Raw genomic sequence first — 24,262 nt, forward strand, 5'->3', positions numbered from 1 at the left:
AACATTTCAACGAGATTTTTTGTATATAAACCTTAAAAGGAAATAATAGAACGTGCCGAAGAATACACCGGCTATTGCATCGATGGCATAATGCGCCAAGATATAGAAGGTGCCAAAGAACATCAGGACCGCAAGGGGCAGCAGACTGAAGAACAGCCAGCGACTGCGTGCCTGCCATGCCAACCACAGCAGAATGGTGGTGACGCCGACATGACTGCTGGGAAAAGCAGCCGTGGGGCGCTCGCCGGCGTTGTGCGAGATGATGGTGAGTTGATGGAACAGACCGTCTTGCCACCCGGGAATGGGCAGACAGTCGGTGTTGTTCTCAAAATAGTGACCGACGTTGGGGAACACGCCTTGTGCAATCTGGTCCACACCCACGGCGCAGTAGTAGAACTGCGGGCCGACCACAGGCAGGAAGATGAACACCAGATAGAACAGGAAGAAACTGCCCAACAGGATGAATGCCATGCGCTCGAAGTCATCAAAACGCTTAAAGAGATAATAGAGCATCACGGCCAGCATCACCACATAATAGCTCTCGTAGCCCAGTTTCACCAGTTCGCTGACCAGCGGTTGAGGAAACTGCTGGGCAAAGAGCAGAGCGGGCTGACAGCTAAAGACCGTCTGTTCGCACTGGGCAAACACGTGATCGAGATTGGGCAGCATGCGGTTCAGCTCGTAGGTGTCGGGATACCACAGCCCCAGCAGCATCAACTGTGCCAGGGCGCGCAGGAACATAGTGAAGCGACAGGGCTTCAGTGTGTATATCCATTTCAGCAGAAATAGGGCTGCCAATGTCTGCAAACGCACGCTCACCATGGATGCCATGTGCAGTTCATGACTGAACGAGTAGTAGAGCATGAGCAGCGAGGTGAACACCACGTAAGCCATGATGAGCCATTCAAAAGCCAAGAATCCCTGACGGGGCTGCTCGTCACGAGCAAATAGTTGTCTTAAATCCATCCGTTATCTTGATACCATTTCACAGTGAGGGGCACTCCCTTCTCCAATGTGTATTGAGGGTTATAGCCCAACTCACGACGGGCGGGCTCGATGTCACAGCGCCAGTTGCGCTGTTTCAGTATGTGATACTTATCATTATTCAGTGCGCTAATCTTGCCACGCAGATGACCTATCTGGTCGCCAAACCAAGTGACCACGCGCAACACCCATACGGGTGCCGTGATACGAATCCACCAAGGGTTGCCCAGTTCGCGGCGAATCAAGTCAGAAAAGGTCGTTGACTGATAGACCTCGCCATCGCTCAGGAAGTATTTGTGGCCCACTTCGCCATGCTCCAGTGCCAAAAATACGGCCTGTACCACGTCAAGCACATAGACAAAAGTGATGTCCTGACGGGTGAAGCCCACGGCAAAGTCACTGTGCTGCTTGATGCTCTGCACCATCAGGAAGTAGTCGCGCTCGCGAGGACCATAGACGCCCGTGGGGCGTAGCACGATATAGGGGAAAAGCTTACCGGTCGATGATTCGCCATTCAGTGTGTCCAACCAGCGCTCTGCCTCCAGCTTGCTCTTGCCGTAGGCAGTGTTGGGCTGTGGTGTGTCGGTGTCCTTTATCTCGGTGTAGGGCTGACGTTCGCGGATGGCTCCAAAGACACTGAGCGAGCTCAGATAGACAAAGCGCTTCAGCGGCATCTGCAGTGCCATCAGGGCACGCACAAGATTCTTGGTGCCCTCGGTGTTCACGCGAAAGAAGTCTTCGGTGTTCAGGCATTTTGTCACGCCGGCAGCATGCACCACATAGTCAAACTGGTGGGGACGCAACTGCGCCTCCAGCTTAGACTGGTCCGACAGGTCGAGCTCCAGGAAGTGCAATCCCTCGATGTTCAGAAAGTCACGTTTGCTACTGCCACGCATGGCTGCCCAGGTGTCGAAGCCCTGACGCACGGCTTCTTCGCAAATAAACGAGCCTATAAATCCGCTGGCTCCCGTGATAAGAATCTTCATAATCGTCAAAATTTGGGTGCAAAGGTAGTAATTATTAACTGATTTTGTGTATATTTGCAGCAAAAAATAACAAGATGAAATGGCTCTTATATATTAATATGGTGGTGCTGACGCTGTGCGCACAAGGCTGCAAAGCACAGGGCGAAGACTTCTCAATCAGCGAAATCAGCGACTCGGTATGGCACGTGATGCAGGGCAAGACATACCACGACAACCCGCACATCCAGCGTGCCGACCTGCGCTATATCCGCGTGCTTCACTGGGACTACGACGGCAAGACACACCAGGGCGAGATGGTGTGCAACAAGCTCATTGCGCAAGACCTCATCGACATTTTCCGCCAACTCTACAAGGCGCACTACCCCATCGGGCGCATGGTGCTGCCCGACAACTACGATGCCGGCGACGAACGACAGATGCGCGACAACAACTCATCGTGTTTCTGCTATCGCGTCGTGGCCAACTCGAAGACGCTGTCGAAGCACGCCATGGGCATGGCCGTGGACCTGAACACGCTTTACAATCCCTACTACCGCCGCTACCCCAGCGGAAAGGTGGTCATTCAGCCCACCACCGGCAAGCCCTACTGCGACCGCTCGAAGAAGTTCCGCTATAAGATCACCAGCGACGACCTGGCTTGTCGCCTCTTCAAGAAGCACGGTTTCACGTGGGGAGGCGACTGGAAGTCGCACAAGGACTACCAGCATTTCGAGAAGTAAACACAGTGTAAACATAACATAAAAAAAGCGAACTTCTGAGCTTTTTGACGACTATACAGAGAGAATCAAAGAGAAAATAACTATTTTTGCAGTCGAAACTTATTAATAAAACAACACAACAGAAAATGAAAAGACTTTTTTCACTGGCTGCACTACTGGCAGCAGCACTGCCTTTCATGGCACAGACACAGTTCACCGTGAAAGGTACGGCTCATAAAGACGCCAAGACACTGGCCTTGATGGAGATAGGCACGAACCAACAAAACGAGACCATCAACGTGACCAACGGCACTTTCACCATCAATACCGACAAGCCCGAAGGCACGGTGATGGCTATCATGGATGCTGAGCACAAATTGTTCAACATGTTCGTGGTGGATGGCAAGGAGCTGACGCTGGATATGAACACCGACGAGGTGAAGGGCTCGGCACAGAACATGGCTCTTGCCAAGTTGGCGCTCGCCATGAGCAAGGCAAAAACGGAAACAGAACAGGAAGAGGTACTGCGCCAAGGACTGGCTGCTAACCCCAACAATGCTGTGGGCGCCTTCGCCATGTCGCAACTCATGTATGTCATGAGCTACGACGAGCTGAAAGCAGAGATTGAGAAAGATGCGCCCTACCTGAAACACCCCCTGTGTGCCAAGGTAAAACCATACTTGGAGTCGTTGGCCCTGCGTGCACCCGGCACCATGTTCAAAGATATTGAAGAGGCCGACACACTGGGCAACAGCCACAAGCTGAGCGAATATGTGGGCAAGGGCAACTATGTGCTGATAGACTTCTGGGCTTCGTGGTGCGGACCCTGCATGATGGAGATGCCCAACGTGAAGGCTAACTTCGAGAAGTACAAGGCGAAGGGCTTCAACGTGGTGGGCCTGTCGTTCGACCGCAATGCAGATGCTTGGAAAAAGGCTATCGTCGAGAAGGGACTGAACTGGACGCACCTCTCAGACCTGAAGTTCTGGCAGACCATTGCTGCCCAGACCTACGGCATCCGCAGCATTCCTTCGAGCATCCTGTGCGACCCCACCGGTAAGATCATCGCCATTGACCTGCGTGGCGAGAAACTCGGCGACAAGCTGAAGGAGATCTACGGTTTCTGAACAACTGCCAAAACGCAGGAAAAGCTTAGCCTTACATGACATAAGGCTAAGCTTTTTTTGTTGGTCACAATACCTACTTTTGGTTAATCTGTTATGACATATAGGAAATGGCTTCATGAAAGCAAAACCATCTTTTTTCGGTATTGCACAACTCACGCAATCATCCTACCTTTGCAGCGCTTTTTTGAGCACCGGCACGTCGTTGCAATTGATACACATACAACATATTAATCATTTAAAATCAGGTATTAGCATGAAGAAGATTTACTCAACTATCCTTGCAGTTGCCATGATGTTTGGCATGCAGTCGTCAGTGATGGCAGAAACTTATCAGGCATGGGGTGCCGTGCTCTTTTCCTACATCACATCACCTATGTATGATGCAGACGAAACCATTGAAGTGACCAACGAGACCATTAAGTTCCACTCAGACACGTGGGGCGACGGCTCTTTTGCCACCGCCAACGGCGAAGGCACATTGACAATGGCCGGTCATGGCGAGCCAAAGCAATATGCTGCCAACATCACGGGGTCTGTGGAAAGCCAGCAGTTTGTGATTAACGTGCCCTCTGTGATGGGAGGAACGACCATCAACGTGACGCTTGGCGACATGCCCGCCACTGTTGCCGTTGACGGCACCTACAAGGCTGGCACCTATGCCAATGCAGCCTACTTCAAAAAATATGCGCCCTCGGCCGACCAATCCATCGCTATCAAGGTCAACGAGGGACTGGAATCGGTGAGCGTGAGCCACACGTCAGAGACTTGGGGCACATTCACCTATGCGGCAGTGACGGTGACTGCCAACGAGGATGGTTCGTTCACGCTGCAAGGTGAAGGCACCTGCGCCATGCCAAGCATGCAGGGAGGCGACGCCAAGAACTATGCTTCTGATTTTAAAGGCACCGTGAAAGACGGTGTGCTGACGGCAGAACTGGTGGTGCCTTCTGTGATGGGCGGTGTGACCGTGGTGTTCAATCCTGCAGACTTTGAAGAGGTTCTGGCTACATCTGTCAGCGCCATCCGCAAGGATAATGCTGCAGCGCCCGTCTTCAACATCCATGGTGTGCGTGTGGATTCCAACTATAAGGGCATCGTTATCAAGAACGGAAAGAAATACTATCAGAAGTAATGAACAGACATCTACTTCTGTCAATGCTGGGAATAGTCGCTGTCATGGGACTATTCTCAGCTTGCGATATGATGGGAGACTTGTATGACGACACCATCACGGGCGGCGATGATCGCCAAGACGTGCCCGTCGTGGAGCAGCGCGAGGGACAATACTACATCGATGCCACCAGCTATACGAAGTGGGTTTACATCAATATGCACGGCGACTCACTGGCCATTACCGTGGCAGACATCAGCACCGAGGACCATACAGAGTCGGGAGCACCCGAGGAATGGGACTATGCCCACCACCGCTACGACGTGAAGACCAACGATGGCAGTGTGATGATGACCGACTGCCACTCCATCGAGCAGCTCGAAGCCATGGGGCTTCCTGCAGAGGCGACATGGACAAACGACGAATATAGCGAGCAGAGCATCACCGTAGATATGTCGCACATGTTGGAAGGCTATCTGGATTATGCCCCGGGGTTCAAGAACCGAGAGGCTGGTCGGTGGCTGGATGTGGACACCAGCTCGATGCCCCCCATCTACACCATGCACGACAACGTGATGCTCTTTCGTTTCAAAGACGGCACTTACGCTGCCGTTCAGCTGGTGAACTACATGAGTACAGACCGCTATCAGACCAAGGGTTGGATGACAGTAAACTACAAATATCCCATCTTTACGAACCAATAATCGATGAAGAGCTTATTCCTTATACTTTATATCATGATGCTGCCCGGCATTGTTCATGCTGAGGGAAAGGACACGCTGGCCACATGGAACAAGGACCCGCTGGGACTAGAGACCGTGGTGGTGACAGGCACCCGCACGCCAAAGACGCTGAAGGACATCCCCGTGGTGACACGCGTGATCAGTGCCGAAGACATCAAGAAGGTGGATGCCACCGACATCAAGGACATGTTGCAGCAGGAACTGCCCGGCGTGGAGTTCACCTACTCCATGGGGCAGCAGGTGATGAATATGGGCGGCTACGACGGCAACAACATCTTGTTCTTAATCGACGGCGAGCGCATGGCTGGCGAGTCGATGGACAACATTGACTTTTCACGACTGAACCTGCAAGGCATTGAACGGATAGAGATTGTGAAAGGAGCGGCATCAACGCTCTATGGCTCGGCAGCGATGGGCGGCGTGGTGAACATCATCACTAAGAGTCCGTCGGAGAAATGGGCTTCGAACATCAGTTCACGCTACGAGGGTGCTACGAAGGAGTGGCGCCACGGGGCAAACATGGACTTCACTGTGGGGCGCATGAACTCGTTCACGACCTTTCAGATGACCGATGCCGACGCACTCAATCTCAAGGGTGACGAGTCGTCCATTTCGACAGCCTATGCCTATAAGAGTTATCACGGAAAGGAACGGTTGACATGGAAACTGTCTGACGCCTTGAAACTGACGGGCAGGGCAGGCTATTTCTTCCGTGAGCGCAACGTCAGCGCAGAGAAGCATGAGCGCTACCGCGATCTGGACGGCGGTCTGAAAGTCAACTGGGACCTCTCTGCCCTGCAGAACATGGAGGTGGCCTACAGCTTCGACCAGTACGACAAATCGGACTTTGCGATGCTGACCAAGAAGGATGTGCGCGACTATTCCAACCGCCAAAACATTGCCCGGGCGCTCTACAACGTGAAGATGCCTGAATGGAAGTCGCAGTTGACAGCAGGAGCCGACTTCATGAACGACTATCTACTGTCGTACCAGTTTGCCGACCATCAGAAGTCACACGCACAGAACAGCTACGATGCGTTTGCACAATGGGACTACACCCCTAATGCACATTGGAACCTGTTGGCAGGTCTGCGCTACGACTATTTCAGTGCTGCAAAAATGGGAAAGCCCACATGGAAGATGGCGGGCATGTTCAAGACGGGCAAGCATCAGATACGTGCTTCCTATGCCTCTGGCTTCCGTGCCCCTTCGCTCAAAGAGCTCTACATGGACTTTTTCATGGGTGGCATCTTCATGATTTACGGCAACCCAGACCTGAAATGCGAGACAAACCACAACCTGTCACTATCGTGGACGAACTATGGATCTATCAGTGAGAACATCAAATACTGTGTAACGGCGACAGGCTACTATAACTTTTTCCGCAACTACATCACAACAGCTACCGTACAGCGCGACGGTGCCTACGGTCAGATGTACACCAACATCGCCAATCAGCAGATTACGGGGGTAGATGCCACCGCACAACTGCATCACCACAATGGACTTGGAGCCAAAGTGTCGTATGCCTTCGTGAAAAGCATCGTGGACAAAGGGCAACCCGACCTGACCGCTGCCCGTCCACACTCCATGACATGGCGACTGGACTACGACCGTCAGTTCAGCAAGGACTATGGTTTCCGTGTAGCCCTCTCAGGCCGTTTTCTGTCGGCTGTCAACGTGACGGAGTATGCCTCTACGCTACTCAACGACATGACGAGTGTGCACTATGACGGCTATAGCATCTGGAAACTGAGCCTTTCGCAGAGCATCATGAGTTGGCTGACACTTAACTGTGCCGTCGATAACCTCTTTAACTATAAGCCCAGAAACTATTATGCCAACTCGCCGACAACGATTGGCACAACCTGTACGATAGGCGCATCCATTGACATCGATAAACTTTTTTAAAATCATACACAGATCATGAGAATTTTCAAAGGGCATAAACGTGTGTGGCAGACAATAGGCATGGTGGCCTTACTGTGGCTGCTCTTCACGTTCTACAACCACTGGCTGAGTCGCACGAAAATTGCTTTCGTCAACTTCCAGCCCGTCACACTGCAAGCTTTCTCACAGGCCAACGACAATCCAATGATCAAGCTCTACGAGGTGAAGACCGACGAGCTGGACGAACTTGACGACTATGATGTGGTTCTGATAACAGGCATGGGACTGCAGATTACCGCTGAACAGCGGCAACAGATACAGGATGCGGCCAACAGCGGTGTCCCTGTCTTTACGTTGATGGCCACCAATCCAGACAATAACATATCGAACTTCACCATCGACGAGACTGTTCTGCTGTCGAAATTCATGATGAGTGAATCGAAGAAGAACTATCGCAGCATGCTGAACTTCCTGCGTCGCAACATTGACGGAAAACTTGTCTGCACCGGTGACATCGCGCTGCCAGAGCAAAAGCCAAGTGACTATCTGTACTATCCACTGGCTGACCAGCAGACTGGCGAGGATGAACATGAGTTCCTCAGCGTCGGCGACTATGAGAAGTTCATGAAGAAACAGGGACTTTGGTTCGAGGGCAACAAGAAGATTATGGTGACAGGACTCATCACCGACCCCACCGAACTGATCAAGTCGCTGGTGGCTCGGAAGTATAATGTCTATCCTGTCTCCTCGTTCCTTCATCTGCTCGACTTCGCCAAGGAGATACGCCCCGATGCCATCATCAACATGGCACACGGACGACTGGGTGACGAGATGGTGGAGTTCTTGACAGAACAGAACATTCCGCTTTTCGACCCGCTGAACGTGAATATGGAGATAGAGCAGTGGCAACAAGACCCTATGGGCATGGTTGGCGGCTTTATGTCGCAGAGCGTGGTGATGCCAGAGATTGACGGTGCCATCCGCACGACAGCAGTGTTCGGGCTGCGCAAGGATGACGACGGACTTCTGCATCCCTATGCCATACCTGACCGTCTGGAGAAGTTTGTCAAGACCGTTGACCATGTGATGGCGCTGCAGACGAAGAAGAATAGCGAGAAGCGTCTGGCTATTGTCTATTTCAAAGGTCCTGGCCAAGGCAATCTCACCGCCAGTGGCATGGACGTGGCACAGTCGCTCTACAACACGCTGGTGAACCTTCGGGCGCAGGGCTACAACGTCAGCGGTCTGCCCGCCACAGCTACTGAGTTCCGTCAGAAGGTCATGCAGATGGTCAACGACCCAGCCTCTTTTCCTCGCATTCTGTATGGCAACATCGCCTTGCTGCCTCAGCCGCTGGCTGGTGAAGGAAAGGATGTGTTTAAGATCATTCATGGCACAGGACAGAAACCGCCACAGAACTATATCGACACCTATCTCTGGATTCAGAATGACTTTAAGGCCGATGCCCTGTTGCATTTCGGCACACACGGCTCATTGGAGTTCACGCCTCAGAAGCAGGTTGCACTCGACAGTAACGACTGGCCCGATCGTCTGGTGGGCAGTCTGCCTCACTTCTATTATTACACCATCGACAATGTGGGCGAGGCTATGATTGCCAAGCGTCGCACGTATGCCACATTGCTGTCGTACCTCACACCTGCTTTCCATGAAAGTCGGCTGCGCCAAACTTATCAGAAACTGCAAGACAACATCTTTGCCTATCAGAATAACAAGGGTGACAAGCAGCAGTTGGCACAGACCATCAAGCTGCTGACAGAGCAACTGGGACTTCATAGAGACCTGGGCATTGAGAGTCCATCTTATTCAGAGGCAGACATTGAGCGCATCGGCAACTACGCTGAGGAACTGGCCAGCGAGAAGATTACGGACACACCGTATGTCATGGGTGTGCCCTATACGCAGGAGGATATCCGTTCTACGGTGTTCTCCATGACCGTCGATCCCATCGCCCACAGTCTCTATACCCTTGACAGACAGCGGGGAAAGGCGCCAAGCGGTTTGGATTCACAGCGCGCAAAGTTCAATGCCATCTACCTGAAACGTGCTGAAGCGCTGGTAGATCGTCTGTATGGCAACAGTCAGCCACTCACGATGGAACAGCTATCTGCAATCACAGGACTTAGTCCCATGATGATTGCTCGTGCCGACAGTATCACTGAGGCGCAGAATGCTCCGAAGGGCATGATGGCAATGATGATGGCGGCATCGAGAAAGAATGGAAACAAGACGTCTCGGGGTATGGGGATGATGGGTGACATGAAGAATGGCGCAACTACGATTCCCGAACCAAAGCGCAATCCTATTGCGAAGATGATGCAATGGAACATGCGCAAGATGATGGCAAAGAAAGATCCTCAGATGATGCTTGCCATTGCCAAAAAGATGGGAGCAAGCGAAGAGGCCTTGAAGAAGATGGAGGCTGGACTGAAAAAGCAGATGGGGGACCTCTCCCCCAATACCTCTCACAAAGAGAAGGGAGCCCAGGAAGAAAAGATTGTGGATCGTCGGGAACTGGAACTGGCTCATGCCGTCAACGAGGTGCGCACGGCTCTGAGTAACATTGGCCGCTACCGACAGTATCTGACGGAAAGTCCGAAAGAAGAACTGCAGGCACTGGTGAACGGACTGAATGGTGGCTACACGGCACCATCGCCAGGCGGCGACCTCATCGTCAATCCCAACACGCTGCCTACGGGACGCAACCTCTTTGCCATCAATGCAGAGGAGACGCCCACAGCAGATGCCTGGGAGAAGGGCGTGGCTTTGGCCAAGACCACGATAGCAGAATATCAGAGGAAGCACCATGGCGAATATCCCCGCAAGGTCAGCTACACGCTATGGTCGGGCGAGTTCATCCAAACGGGTGGTGCTACCATCGCCCAGGTGCTCTACATGTTGGGCGTAGAACCTGTCAGAGACCGTTACGGACGTGTGAGCGACCTGATGCTGATACCAACGGAGAAGTTGGGTCGTCCGCGTATCGACGTGGTGGTTCAGACCTCTGGACAGCTACGCGATCTGGCAGCGTCACGACTGTTCCTTATCAACAGGGCGGTGCGCATGGCTGCAGAGGCAGTCGATGACCAGTATGACAATCAGGTGCGGGCTGGCATTGAGGAGAGCGAGCGCTATCTCATCGACAAGGGCATCTCACCCAAACAGGCCCGTGAGATGTCTCAGTACCGCGTCTTTGGAGGCGCTGGCGGTGGCTATGGCACAGGCATACAGACAATGGTGGAACAGGGCAATGCCTGGGACAACGATCAGCAGATTGCCGAGGTCTATATGAACAACATGGGAGCCTTCTATGGTGACCAGGAGCACTGGATGAGCGATATGCACGAAGCGTTCTCGGCTGCCTTGACACGCACTGACGTGGTGGTGCAGCCGCGACAGAACAATACATGGGGTGCCCTCTCGCTCGACCATGTCTATGAGTTCATGGGTGGCATGAACATGGCGGTGCGTCAGGTAACGGGTAAGGATCCTGATGCCGTGTTCAGTGATTATCGCAATCGCAACAACTACCGCATACAGGACTCCAAGGAGGCCATCGGCGTAGAGGCCCGCACCAAACTCTTCAATCCGTCTTATATCAAAAATGCGCTGAAAGGTGGCGACCTGCATACCGACGAGATTGCAGAGATGGTGCGCAACACTTACGGCTGGAACGTGATGAAGCCCAAGAATATTGATAAGGAGATGTGGAATGAGGTGTACGACGTCTATATCAAGGACAAATATCATTTGGACATTCAGCAACAGTTTGCCGAGGTGAATCCCGGTGCCCTGCAAGAGATGACAGCAACAATGATGGAGACGGCGCGTAAAGGCTACTGGAAGGCCACACCCCAACAATTGGCAGACATCGCCGCACTGCATACCGACCTCGTCAATCGTTTTGGGCCTACAGGTTCGACCTTCGAAAGCAACAACCCCAAACTTCAGGCGTTTATTGCCCAGCAGGCTCCACAGGCGCAAGGTAAAGCTTATCAGCAACGTATGAGTAAAGACCTTAGCAAGGCAAAAGGTATGGTGATGGAGAAACAGACCACCCAAATAGGTGAAGCTGAGGAGACAGGCAGCGCAACGAGCAGCATTCTCGTGGTGGGTATTGTCTTGGTGCTCTTTGTAGCACTGGTCGTCATGCGACGTAAACGTAAGTGATTATGGAACTGATTATCGATGTACTCATCCTCTTTATCGTATTGAACTGCGTGTTCAAGCTCAGCCTATGGCGCTTCTGGCAGCGACTGACATACAGTCTGCTGCTGGGAGTCTTCGCCTGGTGGAGTGTGCGCTATGCCGTGTTGCAGTCGAAGACACAGATTTCCGACTTTCTACAAGACATCTCTGCTTTACAAACGGTGGCCATTCTCGTTACCATCGAGTCGGCAGTGGGGCTGTCGTTCTGTCTGAACAGACTGCAGGACGGCGGTCGCAAATGGTTGCGGGCATTGCTTTATGCCTATCCCAGTCTGCTGATGTTTCCCGTCGTGTTCTATCTGCTCACTCAGACGATATTCGCAGCAACAGGAGTTGACTTCAGCACGACGGCAATGGTCTTCGCTGTTGGCATCATCATCTTGTTGCCGATACTATCGAAAGCTGTCTGCTGGCTACTGCCTGACGAGACAGGCCGGTTGGAACTTCATCTGCTGCTCACGGTCTTCGTGTGCATCTTGGGGCTCATTGCCACAGAGCACGGACGCATGGTCTATGCCATCAAGGAGGCTCCCGTTGACTGGCTTTCGTTGGTCCGAACGCTTGGTCTCTTCCTACTACTGACGGTAGCAGGATTCTTGCTTAATCGTTTCAAATGGTATATAACAAATCGTAAAATGTAATACTGAACTATGGAAATTATATCAAAAGGGTTGTTTGGAATAGCCAATTCGCTGCTGATTCCTGATGTTATTCTGCTAATCTTATTCTTTATCCGCGCACTCATCATGCTGGGCGGCACGTACAGCCAGTTCATGATTCGCCGCAAGAACAGCCAGTTGCTCGATGATACCATCAAGGAACTGCGCCCGGAAGGTATCAGCCACCTGCGTAGCTTGTTGCCAGAAAAGCCCAATGCGCTGTTTACCAAATATCTGAGCGACCTGCTCAGTCATCCTGCAACAGAGGAGTATGCCGACTTCATCATCAGTCATTATGAGACGGAGGCCGCCAAGGATGTGAACCTATCTCGTCTGCTGACCAAGCTGGGACCTGTGTTGGGACTTATCGGCACACTCATTTCTATGTCGCCAGCTCTGGTCGGACTGTCAACAGGCGACATCTCCGGCATGGCCTACAACATGCAGGTCGTGTTCTCGGCCACCGTCGTCGGTCTGGTAATCTCTGCCGTCGGCTTATTTACCCAGCAGCTCAAAGCTCGGTGGTATGCCAAGGATGTGAACCGCTTGGATTATGTTTCACGAATTTATCAGCAGAATCATGAGAAAGAGGCGTAACAGCAATATACTGCAGGAGGACGATGGCGATCCACTGAGCGTGGTGGTCAACCTGTTTGATGTGGCAATGGTGTTTGCCGTGTCGCTGATGGTAGCCATGGTGATGCACATGAACATGACGGAGGTCTTCGGACAGGAAGACTTTACAATTGTCAAGAACCCTGGCAAGGAGAACATGGAGATCATCACCAAAGAGGGCAAGGAAATCAACACTTACAAAGCCAGCGGACAGACGACAGAAGGCGGCACGCAAGGACGTCGTCTCGGTACTGCCTACCAGTTGGACAACGGTCAAATAATCTATGTGCCAGATGAGTAGTCTGGGCTCAGTAGAAATTTAGTGAACTCAGTTGCAATTGCGTAGGTTTCGCGATGCTCCCAGAGTCTTGAATTGGCATTTCCAGAGTCTGGAGAGGGTCGTTTTTAAGTCTAAAAGCACGTATTCTAAAGTCTAGAAGAGGCGTTTCTGAAGTCTAAAACCTAAGCTATCATTTCTAGTCTAGCCCCTGGATGCTCTACATCCAGCCCTTAGAACAACCGCATCCAGGGGCTAAAACGACCCGTTCCAGGGGCTGGATGCGCCACATCTAGGGGCTGGACGGAGATCAAAAGTTAAGCTATTACAACGCAAAAGCGAAACTATAACAAGACGAAAGCAGCACTATGACAGTGCAAAACCGTTCCTATCCCGATGATTTTTCGCTTGACCCGTAGTCTGGCACACACAAGGAAATGCTGGTGAACCTAAAATCCCCCAGAAGTCATTTGCCTGACTTCCGGGGGATTACTCAAAATGGGCATGCCCTCTGTCAGGGCTGCAACCATGTGGGCTGATTTACTTAGGCTGCTTGCCGATGTAGGCCAGAATACCACCATCGACATAGAGCACGTGACCGTTGACGGCATCGGACGCATGCGAAGCCAGGAATACGGCGGGACCACCCAGCTCTGAGGGTTCGAGCCAGCGACCTGCTGGAGTCTTGGCACAGATAAACGAGTCGAACGGATGACGGCTGCCATCGGGCTGACGCTCGCGCAGAGGTGCTGTCTGAGGTGTGGCAATATAGCCCGGGCCAATGCCATTGCACTGGATGTTATACTCGCCATACTCTGAACAGATGTTGCGAGTCAGCATCTTCAAACCACCCTTAGCGGCAGCATAGGCGCTGACCGTCTCGCGACCCAGCTCGCTCATCATTGAACAGATGTTGATGATCTTACCCTCGCGGCGCTCCATCATCTCGGGAATAACAGCAGAAGAGCAGATGAACGGACCAACGAGGTCGATATCGATGACCTGCTGGAACTCGGCACGCTTCATCTCATGCATAGGAATACGCTTGATGATACCAGCATTGTTGACCAGAATATCAATCTGACCTACCTCCTCGTGAATCTTCTCAACAAGTGCCTTGACAGCATTCTCATCGGTGACGTCGCAAACATATCCCTTCACGTTCTCGATACCTGCCTCCTTGTAATTGTCCAATCCGCGCTGCAGGGCAGCCTCGTTGATGTCGTTGAAGATGATGTTCTTAGCACCGGCAGCCACAAAAGCCTTGGCGATGTTGAAACCAATACCGTAGGAAGCGCCTGTGATCCAGGCATTCTTACCCTCTAATGAAAAAATGTTAGCCATAATTAGTTTTATTAAAATAGTAATTGTTTTCGATGGGCAAAGTTACAAATTAATTTCCAACCACCACCACATTTCACGTCTTTCTTTAGAAAAACTTACTTAAAAAAACTAATTTTTGACCGATAGGACAAAATAATTCATAATTCATCGTGCTATATTCATATTTATTTTCTAACTTTGCACGGCTTTTTAAGCACGACTACACATTATAAATAAAGAGAAAGAAAAGAAATGGATAAAGTAAGCTACGCCCTGGGACTGGGTATTGGACAGCAGTTGGCACAGATGGGTGCCAACGACCTGAACGTAGATGACTTCGCACAGTCTATCAAAGACGTGCTGGCTGGTAACGAACTGAAGGTTTCGCACCGCGAAGCACAAGAGATCGTGCAGGAATACTTTGCAAAGAAAGAAGAGAAAATGAACGCCGAGCGTGCCGAAAAGGGCAAGGCTGCCAAGGCAGAAGGCGAGAAATATCTGACCGAGAACGCTAAGAAAGAGGGCGTCATCACCACCGAGAGCGGACTGCAATACCAGGTGCTGAAGGAAGGAAATGGCAAAAAGCCTTCAGCAAAGGATTCGGTGAAGTGCCACTATGAGGGTTTCCTCATCGATGGTACCGTGTTCGACAGCAGCGTACAGCGCGGCGAGCCCGCCACCTTCGGACTGCAACAGGTCATCGCAGGATGGACCGAGGGACTGCAGCTGATGCAGGAGGGTGCCAAGTACCGCTTCTTCATCCCCTACCGTCTGGCTTACGGCGAGGGTGGTGCAGGTGCCATGATTCCTCCTTTCGCTACACTGATCTTCGATGTAGAACTGCTCGAGGTCGTGAAGTAAGCATGATTCAACGAAAGAACGAAACAACGTAATAACAATAACAAATAAAAACAATGAAGAAATTAACATTCGTGGCCGGTATGGCCATTGCAGCCGTAGCACTGGTTTCGTGCGACGGCGGTGCACCTAAAGCAAGTCTGAAAAGTGACATTGACACTCTGACCTACGCTATTGGTGTTGCCAACTCTCCCTACATGAAGCAGATGATTCAGGACTCCACCTACACTGCCGAATTTATTAAGGGTATCAAGGATGGTGCTAACGCCGGAGAAGACAAGAAGAAGGCTGCCTACTTTGCAGGCTTCCAGCTGGGCCAGGAGATTGGCAACCGCTGGAAGAAGGGTCTGAACGAGCAGATCTACGGTGCTGACACCACCAAGACTATCTCTATGCGCAACCTGCTGGCTGGTTTGATTGGCGGCATCAAGGGCGACGCTACCATGACTCCCGAGGAAGCTGGCGAGACTGCACAGCGCCTGATGGACCAGATTCAGAAGACACAACAGGAGAAGGCCAAGGCCGACGGAGAGGCTTTCCTGGCTGCGAACGCTAAGAAAGAGGGCGTGAAGGTGACCGAGAGCGGTCTGCAGTACAAGGTGCTGAAGGCTGGTAACGGTGCCATCCCCAACGATTCTTCTATCGTTCGCGTAAAATACCGCGGCACTTTGGTTGACGGAACTGAGTTCGACTCTTCAAGCAAGTATGGCGACGAACCCGCCACCTTCCGCGCTAATCAAGTGATCAAGGGTTGGACAGAGGCACTGACCATGATGCCTGTAGGTTCTAAGTGGGAGCTCTACATCCCCTATCAGTTGGCTTACGGCGAGCAGGGCTCACGTGGCATCCGCCCCTACTCTGCCCTAATCTTCGAGGTTGAGTTGGTTGAGATCAAAGACGCTGAATAAATATGAAGAAATCACTGATAATTGCACTCGCCATCATGGCGGGTGCTTTCTGTTCTACTGCACAGGCAGGTAAAAAGAAAGATAAGAAAAAGAAACAGGAGAAGACCGAATGCTGCGTGGTTCCTGTGACACTGACAAACAGTCACGACACACTGAGCTATGCTGCCGGACAGATGATGACCAACGGTCTGAACAGCTATCTGAAAAGCCATTTTGACGTGGACGACAGCCACATGGCTGACTTCGTGCGTGGTTTCAACGAAGTGGTGAACGCTGCCGAGACTCCAGAGGCGAAAGCCCGCCTTGCCGGTATGCAGATTGCCACACAACTGAAACAGCAGATGCTACCTGGTATCATGAGGGAATTCACAGACACCCCCGACACCATTGTCAAGGAGGTGCTGTTCCGTGGTTTCACAGATGCACTGCTGAACGACAGCACCGTAAAGCTATCTAAGCCAGCCGACGAACTGTTCCGCGACTTGCAACAGAAGAACAAAGAAGCAAAAAGCGAAAAGCTGAGCGCCGAGGGACGCAAGTTTTTAGAGGAGAACAAACTGAAAGAGGGCGTCATCACCACCGAGAGCGGACTGCAATATAAGATTCTGGTACGCGGAGAGGGCGAGGTTCCACAGAAAACCGACAAGGTGAAGGTGCACTACGAGGGCCGACTGATTGACGGCACCGTGTTTGACGCCTCGTCAAAGCATGGCACCGAACCCGCTACGTTCCGCGCAGATCAGGTGATCAAGGGGTGGACAGAGGCACTGACCATGATGCCCGTAGGTTCAAAATGGCAACTGTTTATTCCTCAGAACCTGGCCTACGGTGAGCGTCAAGCCGGACAAATACCTCCCTACTCTACACTGATTTTCGATGTAGAACTGGTAGGTATTGAGAAGTAACAATATGCCATAAAGACCTTCTTGACCCTTGATTTTTGTCAATCGTATGTAGTTTTTGTCCATTTAATAACTTTTATTCTTCATGGTATAACAATGCAGAGGATTTATATTAACTTTGCAGAAAAATAAGGAAGAGAACAAAAACAACTACGAAACGATATAAATGGTTTTAGAACCGAGAGGAAAAAAGAAGCAACAGGAAACAGAAGAAACGATAACCCAAGCCCACAACAGGTAGGAAGGTTATCGTTTCTTCGTGTTAGTAAGAACACCGTTTTTCGAAAATTATTTAGCAAAAAACTTGCAATTATCATTTCTTTTACTTACTTTTGCTTTCAGAATGCTAAATAAACAGTAAAAGAATGGAAAAAATAGACAACTTAGACAAGCGAATATTGAGCATCTTGTCAAAAAACGCACGTATCCCATTCAAAGATGTTGCCGCAGAATGTGGCGTATCAAGAGCCGCTATCCATCAGCGCGTACAACGCCTGATAGACAATGATGTCATCACGGGTAGCGGATTCGACGTTAACCCTAAGTCGCTGGGCTACAAGACATGTACCTATGTTGGTATCACACTGGAGAAGGGATCGATGTATAAGGACGTTGTGAAACGTCTGGAACTGATTCCGGAAGTAGTGGAAAGTCACTTCACCACGGGTCCATACACGATGATGGTAAAACTCTATGCACGAGACAACGAGCAGCTGATGAACCTGCTGAACGGACAACTGCAGGAGATACCCGGTGTGGTAGCTACAGAAACTCTGATCTCGCTGGAGCAGAGCATTAAGCGAGAGATACCGGTACACTTTGAAGACGTAGCGGAATGAACACATTTGACCTTAAGTCGCAGACGGCCGATGCCTACAGACAGCTGCATGCTGCAAAGGAGCGGCCCGTCATTGGTATTACGGGAAACTACAACGAACTGACTTGCAAACTGGCTGAGGGCTATTATAAACAGATTATAACAGCCGGCGGCACGCCTGTTATCATACCACCCACGAGCGACAAAGCTGCGATCATGAGCGTCTTGGAGGGCATCGATGCACTCCTGCTGAGCGGCGGTGCAGACTATAACCCACTCTATGCTGGCGAGGAGCCATGTCCAAAACTGGGAGGCATCAACACGGAGCGCGACTTACCTGAACTGCTGATAGCGCAACTGGCCTTCAACCGCCAGATGCCTATACTGGGTATCTGTCGAGGTATTCAGACATTGGCTATGGCACTGGGCGGACACGTGAAGCAGGACATATCAGACATTCAGACGGTGAAGCACTCGCAGGATGCCGACCGCACCACGGCCACGCACACAGTCACGCTGGAAGAAGACAGCACGCTTTATGCTATCTACAAGCCGTTCTTTGGAAGTGAAGAAGAAAAAAAACTCGCAGTCAACTCGTTCCACCATCAGGCAGTGGACGCACCAGGACCACACTTCCGCGCTGTGGGCCATGCCGCTGACGGCATCATTGAGGCGATCGAGAGTACGGAGTTTAAGTCGGTGATTGGTGTGCAATGGCACCCAGAATGTATGGGTGACGATGGACTGCCACTATTTCAGTGGTTGGTGAGCATGGCTAAGGAGTTCCGCCAGGTGCAAAAGGTGCACGACCGCATACTGACATTAGACACACATTGCGACACACCGATGTTCTTTGACCTAAAGGTACAAAGCGGCAAAGCCGAGTGCTTTGGACAGAACATCCACTTCGAGCAGCGCGACAAGCGCATCTTGGTGGACTTGCCCAAGATGACCGAAGGACGACTCGACGCAACCATCATGGTGGCTTATATCCCACAGAAAGGTCTGGAAGAGAGTCCAAAGGCTTATGCCGACGGCATCTTTGACCAGATAGAACGTATTGCAAAGGAGAACAGTGCTTACCTGAGCATCGCCCGTACACCAGCAGAACTGCTTGTCAACAAACAGGCAGGACGAAAGTCAATCATGCTGGGCATCGAGAACGGACATGCCATTGAGGGAAGGATTGAGAACTTGGAACACTTCGCTCAGCGCGGCATTGTCTATATGACGCTATGCCATAATGGCGACAATGACATCTGTGACTCGGCCAAAGGCAGCTCAACACACGGTGGCGTGAGTGCCTTCGGCGAACAGGTGATTCGACGTATGAACGAGCTGGGCGTAATGGTAGATCTAAGCCATGCTGCTGAGACCAGTTTCTATGATGCCCTGGAGATTAGCAACACACCTATTGTGTGCAGCCACAGCTCGGCTAGAGCATTATGCAACCATCCACGCAACCTCACCGACGAGCAGATGCTGGCGCTGGCCAAAGCTGGCGGTGTGTGCCAGATTACACTCTATCCAGGTTTCCTGCGCACCGACGAGAAAGCCACCATCATGGATGCTATGGCACATCTAGACCATGCCATCAAGGTGATGGGCATTGACCACGTGGGGCTGGGCACTGACTTCGACGGCGATGGCGGAGTGCCAGGGCTTGCCAATGCGAGCGAGCTTTCAAACTTTACACGCCAACTACTACAGCGCCGCTATAGCGAGGCTGACATACAACAGATATGGGGAGGCAACTTCCTAAGGGTGATGCAGCAAGTGCAGCAACAACATTAAGAGTAAAAGAGAAAGAGAACCTAAGCTTTCGGATTGCGCTGACGTACGGCCTCAAAAAGCAGGATGGCAGCGCTGACAGACACATTCAATGAGTCAAGACGGCCCAACATCGGAATACGGATGTGGGCCGTCGCTGCTTGACGCCACTGGTCCGTCAGACCAGTTGACTCAGTTCCCATCACAATAGCCGTAGAACGACACATGTCGGTATCATAGTAGAGATGCGAATCCTGCAATTGCGCTGTCAGGATGCTGATGCCTCGCTGCTGCAAGAAACGGATACAAGCATCACTGCTGCATGCCACGGTGGGCACCGTGAAGATGGCACCAATGCTGCTACGAATAAGGTTGGGATTATAAAGGTCTGTCAGTGGATCACAAACGATGACAGCATCGGCCTGTGCAGCATCGGCTGAGCGAAGAACAGCACCAAGATTGCCAGGTTTTTCAACTCGCTCAAGCACAACAATGAGAGCATTCTCGCGGAGCTGAAGGTCTTCTAACTGAAGCTGACGGGTCTTGACCTCGGCAATCACACCTTCGGTGGTGCCACGATAGGCCACCTTCTCATAGACTTGCGGTGTCAGCTCGAAGATGTGAACATCAGCAGGAAGCGAATGCATCAGCTGTTCGGTCTGTGCCTCATCAACATAGAGCGAAGGACAAACGAAAAGGGTGTCGAGCTGATAGCCTGCTTCGACACAATGTTGTACCTCGCGCAGCCCTTCTACAACAAAAAGGCCTGACTGTCGGCGTTCTGATGATTTCTGTTGAAGTGCCAGCAACCGCTTCACCTTGGGGTTCTGAGCACTTGATAAAACGGATGCTGCTGCCATGTCGTAATCAGTTTTTAAGGTGTACCCCGACCGAGAATCGAACTCGGAACTAAGCTTTAGGAGAGCCTTGTTATATCCATTTAACTATCAGGGCAACATGCTTAAGTGAATGCAAAGGTACGAATAAAAAGTGAAATGCAAAAGAAAAGCAGCCTTTTCTTTTGCATTTCACTTTAATAGGAATAACGTTAGAATGCGACGTTCATACCCAAGTTAATATTCATGTTCGACTTGAGGGGTACACCCTGCTTAGCCACCTTACCCATGATATGGTCCATACCAATAAAGATATTAGCGCCAACAGGATGGATATTGAGAATCCAACCAGCACTGGTCCCGAAATCGCTGACAGCCACATTGACACCACCATCGAGCCACTTCAAGGGCTTCCAGTTAGCGCTCAGGCGACCTTCTGTCCACGAGAAATCGCCATTGAAACGGCGGGTTCCCAACAAGCCGAACGACAGTTGGCGGTACATGGGCAGTTCATACTCTACGCCTAAACGTGCTGTTGCACCAACGCCAGTGGTCTTGCTGCCCTTCTCGCCCGTGTCACGCAGATTGGCAAATTCGGCCAGCTGATCTCCGTATTCATCAAGGCGATCATCGAAGGTATCGCCATTGCCATCGTCTTTCACAGACATATCTTGGAAGCCATTGAAGATAAACTCTTTATTTGGATTAACTGCCGTCGCATGCTCTGACCAGTTAATGAAACCGAGATCTGTCACAGCGGCACTGACAGTCAACTCATCCAGCACCTTGTAGGTGGCACCAAGATCGACGGCAAAGCCAAAGCCACCAACACCGCCACCGTCAACATCGACATCATCAATATGCTCGTAAGTGCCTGGCTTGGTCTTAAACTCTGAGTTCTTTGACTTGAACTGGAAACCCTTCACCATAACGTCGGCCTTGGCATCGGCTGTGATACGCCACTGCTGAGCATTAGGCAGCAGCTCAGCATGAACATTATTCATGGTGAAGTCTGCACGACCAGCACCTATCAGGGCTTTCAGCTTGGCACCAACACGCAGCTTATCGTTGACACGATGAGAGTGACCGAGAGCGACTTCTGCAAAAGAGTGAGCATGCATATCCAAATCACTGAAGTCATAGACATTGTTGCTCAGATCCTTGGCAAAACGGAAGAAATCGTAGGGCAACGACATGCCCACCATCGTACGCTCGTTGACTTCAATGGTATTGTAGCCACCAAGGCCTTTGAATCCAATACTTATGAGGGTGAGACGAAGATCGAGATTGAATTTGTTGGCACCGTCATGGAAGCCCTTCAGCGCCTCATCGACAGACACATCGGGGTGCATAAAAGTGCGATCGTATTTGCCAGTGGCTGGATTCATGAACAGCAAGTCGCCCAAGCCAAAGTTTCCTTGGGTACGAACATTTAAGTTGCCCAAGACGGGGATGGCTACATAGCCTTGGTCGTTGCCAAAGGCTGGGTTCATGTCATGACGATATTTATAGTCCTGCGTGAAGTAGGCAGAATTCAATTCTTGTGCCACAACCTGTGTTGACAGCGCCATGACAGAAGCGGCTAAGATATACTTATATAGTTTCATAGTCTTTTCGATGTTTGAAGGGTTAATTTAAATCGAGGATGACGCCACCGACCAGTTTGATAGAGATATCCTTTAACTGGATTTTATGGGTCTCCTTGTTCAGCGTAACACCAGGTGTGGGTTTAGCCACCAACTTATAACGCAGACCGTCTATCTCTTTTAACTTATCATTAGAGTAAAGACCATTAGCATCGGGGGTTGGATTGATTTCAATCTTCAGATCGGTGACGCCATCAACAAGGTTGCCAGAAGCATCCTTGGTTGCGCCTGCCACAACGCCAGCCTTGGGATTGGCGTCATCCTTTGGCGTGATGACCACTTGAACATCGTTGATCACAGAACCATCTTTTCCGATAGCCTCTGCCTCGACAGACATTGAAGCAGGAATGCCATTGATGGCCTTGGCTGTGAATTCTATCTTAAGGTTGTTCAAGTCCATATCATCGGGCATATCCTCGGCCCAACCATCGAACTTATCATCGTAAACAATCTGAGCACTATTGCCAAATGCCAGGGGTACGTTGACTTCATAGTTGATATCCTTCATGCTATAGGTGCCGAGAGCTACCGTATGCACGTTATCCTCATCGGCTTTTGCATCGATCTTCACCTCAATGCGATAGGGCATCTTTGGCAAGAAGATCTTATTCAAGTCGGCAGTCTTCACATCAGTACAACCTTCTGGGATATCCTCGTTCAGCTTGGCAATACAGATCTTATTCAGCTGGTTATTGCCTGCCAGAATCTTAATACCGTCAACGACAATCTTACGCGACTGACCATGCTCATCCTTTGACTCGGTGCCATCTTCCTCCATTGGGATAATCGTAGCCTTGATGGTGCCAGGCAGAGGCAGTGAGGTCTTTGCATTAAAGACAATCTGTGGGTTATACAGATCAAGCTTCACCTCGTCTTTGGTCATGAAGTCAGGCAGGTCGTCCAGATCAATCTTACTTTCATCAACATTGATAGTAGGTGTGAACTTTCCCTTGACCTCCGACACAATCAAATCCTGGGTGGTTACAATGGTATTAATTTCATAGTTTTTACCATCATCAACCGCAACATTCTGGACCTCCAAATCACCAACGGTCACATCGATATAGACATCACCCTTCATGGAAACACGCGACTCGCCAGGCTTGCCTGTGGGCGCCAGAGTGATAGCGCCATATTTCGTTGTCTGACGATTGGCACTGAAATCAACACCGACAATCTGCAAGTTTAAATAGATATCGTTCATTGGCGACAGGTTCGAGAAGGTAATCCTGCCAGGATGATTGGTATCCAGCACACCACCATTTGGATTGTCTGTAGCAGCATTCTTGAAGGCTATATCAAGATAGGTTGGGAGCTGCACTTCGATCTTAGAGAAGCTCTTGATATAGCGCTTAACTTTCTTCGAGAAATTCAGCCTTACCTGTATGCCACCGTTCACGCTGGCATATTCCAACTTAGAAACATAGTCCTGAGCATCTGAAAGGTTACTGAAAGTACCGGCATGTTCATTAATCGATGGACCTGTATAAGTTGCCGACTGCCCTACACTGAGCGACTCAATAGAAGACGGCATATTGGGGATTTCGATATGATAAGAAGTAGGATCACTCTTAGACACCTTAATCTCACCGAGATCTACCGTTACATCGTCAATATCCGATCCCGTCTCATGATATACATAGTCGCCATTAGCATCGGTGCTTATACTGCTTGACTCGTCAAGATCCATAAAGTCGTCAAGCGTAATGTTCTTCACAGAGTTGTTGGTAGGTAGCTGAAGACCACTTCCACCAATGCCAACTTTCATGTCAAGATTGTCTAAATCATACTTATTATCCGTACAACCAGACAACACATAACCGCTACCCACAGCCAATAGCCCTGAGAGCAGAAAAGCGAGATTACCGTTGTGTTTCATTTTAAT

Annotated in this window: 20 protein-coding genes and 1 tRNA gene; 14 read left to right on the top strand and 7 right to left on the bottom strand. The window is 50.8% G+C overall.

The features are described 5' to 3' along the window. Positions 1-6 precede the first annotated feature (6 nt). Together L6472_RS12500 and L6472_RS12505 are read right to left on the bottom strand one after the other, a co-directional pair. Positions 7-966, bottom strand: a complete 960-nt coding sequence (locus L6472_RS12500) for a phosphatase PAP2 family protein (protein ID WP_237805596.1) — start codon at positions 964-966, stop codon at positions 7-9. Then, positions 957-1,970 carry an NAD(P)-dependent oxidoreductase gene (locus tag L6472_RS12505; protein ID WP_237805598.1) on the bottom strand — a complete coding sequence of 338 codons (1,014 nt, stop codon included), beginning with the start codon at positions 1,968-1,970 and terminating at the stop codon, positions 957-959. The genes L6472_RS12500 and L6472_RS12505 overlap by 10 nt, the downstream gene beginning before the upstream one ends. A 74-nt stretch (positions 1,971-2,044) precedes the next feature. Here L6472_RS12505 and L6472_RS12510 point away from each other — a divergent pair, with 74 nt between their 5' ends. From L6472_RS12510 to L6472_RS12550, 9 genes are all read left to right on the top strand, one after another. Further along, entirely contained in the window at positions 2,045-2,689 is a 645-nt protein-coding gene (locus L6472_RS12510; RefSeq protein ID WP_237805600.1) for a M15 family metallopeptidase, read from the top strand. A gap of 125 nt (positions 2,690-2,814) precedes the next feature. Next, positions 2,815-3,795, top strand: a complete 981-nt coding sequence (locus tag L6472_RS12515; protein ID WP_237805602.1) for a TlpA disulfide reductase family protein — start codon at positions 2,815-2,817, stop codon at positions 3,793-3,795. 253 nt (positions 3,796-4,048) lie between these two features. Continuing rightward, positions 4,049-4,927 (top strand): hypothetical protein, encoded by an 879-nt coding sequence (locus L6472_RS12520; RefSeq protein ID WP_237805604.1) that lies wholly within the window; start codon positions 4,049-4,051, stop codon positions 4,925-4,927. Further along, positions 4,927-5,610 (top strand): HmuY family protein, encoded by a 684-nt coding sequence (locus L6472_RS12525; protein WP_237805606.1) that lies wholly within the window; start codon positions 4,927-4,929, stop codon positions 5,608-5,610. Before L6472_RS12520 ends, L6472_RS12525 begins: the two co-directional genes overlap by 1 nt. Positions 5,611-5,613: 3 nt before the next feature. Beyond that, a complete protein-coding gene (locus tag L6472_RS12530; RefSeq protein WP_237805608.1) occupies positions 5,614-7,560 on the top strand; it encodes a TonB-dependent siderophore receptor in 1,947 nt (648 codons plus the stop codon). Between the two features lie 15 nt (positions 7,561-7,575). Next, positions 7,576-11,727: a cobaltochelatase subunit CobN gene (locus L6472_RS12535; RefSeq protein WP_237805610.1), complete on the top strand. Its 4,152-nt coding sequence runs from the start codon at positions 7,576-7,578 to the stop codon at positions 11,725-11,727. A 2-nt stretch (positions 11,728-11,729) separates the two neighbouring features. Then, entirely contained in the window at positions 11,730-12,407 is a 678-nt protein-coding gene (locus L6472_RS12540) for a hypothetical protein (protein WP_237805612.1), read from the top strand. A 9-nt stretch (positions 12,408-12,416) separates the two neighbouring features. Then, positions 12,417-13,022 (top strand): MotA/TolQ/ExbB proton channel family protein, encoded by a 606-nt coding sequence (locus L6472_RS12545; protein ID WP_237805614.1) that lies wholly within the window; start codon positions 12,417-12,419, stop codon positions 13,020-13,022. Further along, on the top strand, positions 13,003-13,341 hold the full coding sequence (locus tag L6472_RS12550) for a DUF2149 domain-containing protein (RefSeq protein WP_237808032.1): 339 nt from the start codon (positions 13,003-13,005) through the stop codon (positions 13,339-13,341). The genes L6472_RS12545 and L6472_RS12550 overlap by 20 nt, the downstream gene beginning before the upstream one ends. A 516-nt stretch (positions 13,342-13,857) precedes the next feature. Here the strand turns inward: L6472_RS12550 and L6472_RS12555 are convergent. Continuing rightward, positions 13,858-14,661 carry a gluconate 5-dehydrogenase gene (locus L6472_RS12555; RefSeq protein ID WP_237805616.1) on the bottom strand — a complete coding sequence of 268 codons (804 nt, stop codon included), beginning with the start codon at positions 14,659-14,661 and terminating at the stop codon, positions 13,858-13,860. A 231-nt stretch (positions 14,662-14,892) separates the two neighbouring features. Between L6472_RS12555 and L6472_RS12560 the strand changes: the two genes are divergently transcribed. From L6472_RS12560 to L6472_RS12580, 5 genes are all read left to right on the top strand, one after another. Continuing rightward, positions 14,893-15,501, top strand: coding sequence for an FKBP-type peptidyl-prolyl cis-trans isomerase (locus L6472_RS12560; protein ID WP_237805618.1), 609 nt, complete (start codon positions 14,893-14,895; stop codon positions 15,499-15,501). 53 nt (positions 15,502-15,554) lie between these two features. Then, positions 15,555-16,406, top strand: coding sequence for an FKBP-type peptidyl-prolyl cis-trans isomerase (locus L6472_RS12565; RefSeq protein WP_237805620.1), 852 nt, complete (start codon positions 15,555-15,557; stop codon positions 16,404-16,406). A 2-nt stretch (positions 16,407-16,408) separates the two neighbouring features. Next, on the top strand, positions 16,409-17,311 hold the full coding sequence (locus tag L6472_RS12570; protein WP_237805622.1) for an FKBP-type peptidyl-prolyl cis-trans isomerase: 903 nt from the start codon (positions 16,409-16,411) through the stop codon (positions 17,309-17,311). A 362-nt stretch (positions 17,312-17,673) separates the two neighbouring features. Beyond that, complete coding sequence (locus L6472_RS12575) at positions 17,674-18,147, top strand: Lrp/AsnC family transcriptional regulator (protein WP_237805624.1); 474 nt, start codon at positions 17,674-17,676, stop codon at positions 18,145-18,147. After that, positions 18,144-19,919 carry a membrane dipeptidase gene (locus L6472_RS12580; RefSeq protein ID WP_237805626.1) on the top strand — a complete coding sequence of 592 codons (1,776 nt, stop codon included), beginning with the start codon at positions 18,144-18,146 and terminating at the stop codon, positions 19,917-19,919. Before L6472_RS12575 ends, L6472_RS12580 begins: the two co-directional genes overlap by 4 nt. 20 nt (positions 19,920-19,939) lie before the next feature. On the opposite strand, the gene L6472_RS12585 is transcribed toward L6472_RS12580, so the two are convergent. The 4 genes from L6472_RS12585 to L6472_RS12600 all read right to left on the bottom strand — a co-directional run bounded on the left by L6472_RS12585 (position 19,940) and on the right by L6472_RS12600 (position 24,256). Further along, positions 19,940-20,755, bottom strand: coding sequence for an RNA methyltransferase (locus L6472_RS12585; protein ID WP_237805628.1), 816 nt, complete (start codon positions 20,753-20,755; stop codon positions 19,940-19,942). A gap of 22 nt (positions 20,756-20,777) precedes the next feature. Beyond that, positions 20,778-20,849, bottom strand: a tRNA-Arg gene (locus tag L6472_RS12590). Positions 20,850-20,943: 94 nt separating this feature from the next. Then, complete coding sequence (locus L6472_RS12595) at positions 20,944-22,338, bottom strand: DUF5723 family protein (RefSeq protein WP_237805630.1); 1,395 nt, start codon at positions 22,336-22,338, stop codon at positions 20,944-20,946. Between the two features lie 22 nt (positions 22,339-22,360). Further along, positions 22,361-24,256: a hypothetical protein gene (locus tag L6472_RS12600; RefSeq protein WP_237805633.1), complete on the bottom strand. Its 1,896-nt coding sequence runs from the start codon at positions 24,254-24,256 to the stop codon at positions 22,361-22,363. Between the last annotated feature and the right edge of the window lie 6 nt (positions 24,257-24,262).

Source organism: Prevotella sp. E13-17, assembly GCF_022024035.1.
In the GTDB taxonomy this organism is placed as follows: Bacteria; Bacteroidota; Bacteroidia; order Bacteroidales; family Bacteroidaceae; genus Prevotella.